Source organism: Isoptericola sp. NPDC060257 (assembly GCF_042726645.1).
Taxonomy (GTDB): domain Bacteria; phylum Actinomycetota; class Actinomycetes; order Actinomycetales; family Cellulomonadaceae; genus Isoptericola; species Isoptericola nanjingensis.
On sequence record NZ_JBHXAW010000398.1, the window covers coordinates 1 to 2,803 of the forward strand.

General features: G+C 75.9%; 2 protein-coding genes. Both read left to right on the forward strand.

Features of this window, described 5'->3' with window-relative positions; translation table 11 throughout:
- The coding region (locus ACFWEK_RS20540; RefSeq protein ID WP_430555238.1) for an HD domain-containing protein at positions 1-1,746 on the forward strand (1,746 nt) is incomplete at its 5' end.
- 46 nt (positions 1,747-1,792) lie between these two features.
- Positions 1,793-2,803, forward strand: a 1,011-nt coding sequence (locus ACFWEK_RS20545; protein WP_430555239.1) for a signal recognition particle protein, incomplete at its 3' end; no start/stop codon positions are given.

Consider the following 2,803-nt stretch of genomic DNA (forward strand, 5'->3'; position numbering starts at 1 on the left):
GTGGGCCCCCTGCGCGCGGACCTGCTCGCCGCCGCCGACGGCCTGACGGGCCCCGGCCGATCGGGGGTCGCGCGGCGCACGGCCCTGCAGCAGCTCGTCACCGACCGGCTCACCCCCCTGTACCAGGCCGCCACGGCCGACGTGGACCCGACGGGCCTCGCGCTGGCCGCCGTCGGCAGCCTCGGCCGCGGCGAGCTCGGCCCGCTGTCGGACCTCGACCTCGTGCTCGTGCACGACGGCCGCACCCACAAGCCCGACGAGCTCGCCCGCGTCGCCGACGCGCTCTGGTACCCGCTGTGGGACTCCGGCGTCGACGTCGACCACGCCGTGCGCTCGCTGAGCCAGACCCGTCGGCTCGCGTCCACCGACCTGCCCGCCGCCGTCGGCTGGCTGGACGTGCGGCCCGTGGCGGGGGACGCCGTCGTCGTGCACCGCGCGGCCTCCGCGATCCTCACCGACTGGCGCTCGGCGTCGCGCCGCCGACTGCCCGAGCTGCTGCACAGCGCCCGCGACCGGGCCGAGCGCGCAGGGGAGCTGGCGTACCTCATCGAGCCGGACCTCAAGGAGTCACGGGGCGGCATCCGCGACGCCGTCCTGCTGTCGGCGCTCGCGGCCACGTGGCTCACCGACCGCCCGCACGGCCGCGTGGACCGGGCGTACGCGCACCTGCTGGACGTGCGGGACGCGGTGCACGTCGTGACGCGGCGCCGCTCCACCAAGCTGCTGCTCGCCGACCTCGACGAGGTGGCCGCCCGCTGCGGGTACGACGACCCCGACGAGCTGCTGGCCAGCCTCGCCGAGGCCGGTCGGGAGATCTCCTACGCGCTGGACTCCACCGTGCGCCGCGCCCGGCAGGCGCTGCAGCGCCCCGCGGTCCGCCGGCCCGTCATGGTCCGGGGGCGCCGGTCCGCGCCGCGGCTGCGGTCGGTGGGCGACGGCCTCGTGGAGCACGACGGCGAGCTGGTGCTGGCCGTCGGGGCGCAGCCGGCCGAGGACCCGCTGCTGCCGCTGCGGGCGGCGTCCACCGCGGCGCGCACCGGTCTCGTGCTCTCGCCCGTGACCGTGCAGTCGCTCGCGGAGTCCCCGCCGCCGCCCGCGCCGTGGCCGCCCGCCGCGCGCTCCGCGCTGCTCACGCTGCTCGGCGCGGGGCCGGCCCAGGTGCCGGTCTGGGAGGCGCTCGACCTGGCCGGCGTCGTCACGACCTGGATCCCCGAGTGGGCGGCCGTGCGCAACCGCCCCCAGCGGGCCGCGGTCCACCGGCACACCGTGGACCGGCACCTGGTGGAGACGGCGGCGCGCGCCGTCCGGGTGCGCCGCCAGGTCGCGGCGGACGGGGGCGTCGCGGCGGCGCCGACGGAGCAGCTCCTGCTCGGCGCCCTTCTGCACGACATCGGCAAGCGCCGCGGCGCCGTCGAGCCCGACCACTCCGTGGAGGGCGCCCGCGTCGCGCCCGGCATCGTGCTCCGGACGGGGTTCGGCGACGACATGGCGCGCGACGTCGGCCTCGTCGTGCGCCACCACCTCACCCTCGCGCGCCTCGCCACCACGGCCGACCTCGAGGACCCGGCCACGGTGGCGGAGCTCCTCGACGCGCTCGAGCACCGCGGCGACCTGCTCGAGGTGGTGCGCGTGGTCACGGAGGCGGACTCGTCGTCGCTGGGCCCGGCGGGGTGGACGGCGTGGCGCGCGAGCCTCGTGGACGACCTCATGGGGCGGGCCCGTCGGGCGCTCGCCGTCGGACGGTAGGCTAGGTGGCCGCACCCCACGACGACCTCTCCTAAGGACCTGCCTGGTGTTCAACTCCCTGTCGGACCGGCTCACCGCGACGTTCAAGAACCTGCGCGGGCGGGGCCGGCTCTCCGAGGCGGACATCGACGCGACCGTGCGCGAGATCCGTCGAGCGCTCCTCGACGCCGACGTCGCCGTGCCCGTCGTGCGCGAGTTCACCGCCGCGGTGCGCGAGCGTGCGCTGTCGGCCGAGGTGTCCGGCGCGCTCAACCCGGCGCAGCAGGTCGTGAAGATCGTCAACGACGAGCTCGTGTCGATCCTCGGCGGGCAGACCCGGCCGCTGCAGCTCTCCAAGACGCCGCCGACGGTCATCATGCTCGCCGGCCTCCAGGGCGCCGGCAAGACGACCCTCGCCGGCAAGCTGGCGCTGGCGCTCAAGGAGCAGGGCCACACCCCGCTGCTCGTCGCCGCCGACCTGCAGCGCCCCAACGCGGTGACCCAGCTCTCCGTCGTCGCCGAGCGGGCCGGCGTCCCGGTCTACGCGCCGCACCCGGGCAACCAGGGTGCGGAGACGGACGTCGTCATCGGCGACCCCGTGGGCGTGGCCCGCGACGGCGTCGCCGAGGCGAAGGTCAAGCAGCACGACGTCGTCATCGTCGACACCGCGGGCCGCCTGGGCGTCGACCAGGTGCTCATGCAGCAGGCGTCGGACATCCGCGACGCCGTGCAGCCCGACGAGGTCCTGTTCGTCATCGACGCGATGATCGGCCAGGACGCCGTCGCCACGGCGAAGGCCTTCGAGGAGGGCGTCGACTTCACCGGCGTCGTCCTGTCCAAGCTCGACGGCGACGCGCGCGGTGGCGCCGCCCTCTCGGTGGCGACGGTGACGGGCCGCCCCATCATGTTCGCCTCGACCGGTGAGAAGCTCACCGACTTCGAGGTCTTCCACCCCGACCGCATGGCGTCGCGCATCCTCGACATGGGTGACGTGCTCACCCTCATCGAGCAGGCCGAGAAGGCCTTCGACGCCGAGGAGGCCGCCAAGATGGCGGCCAAGGTGGAGAAGGGCGAGGAC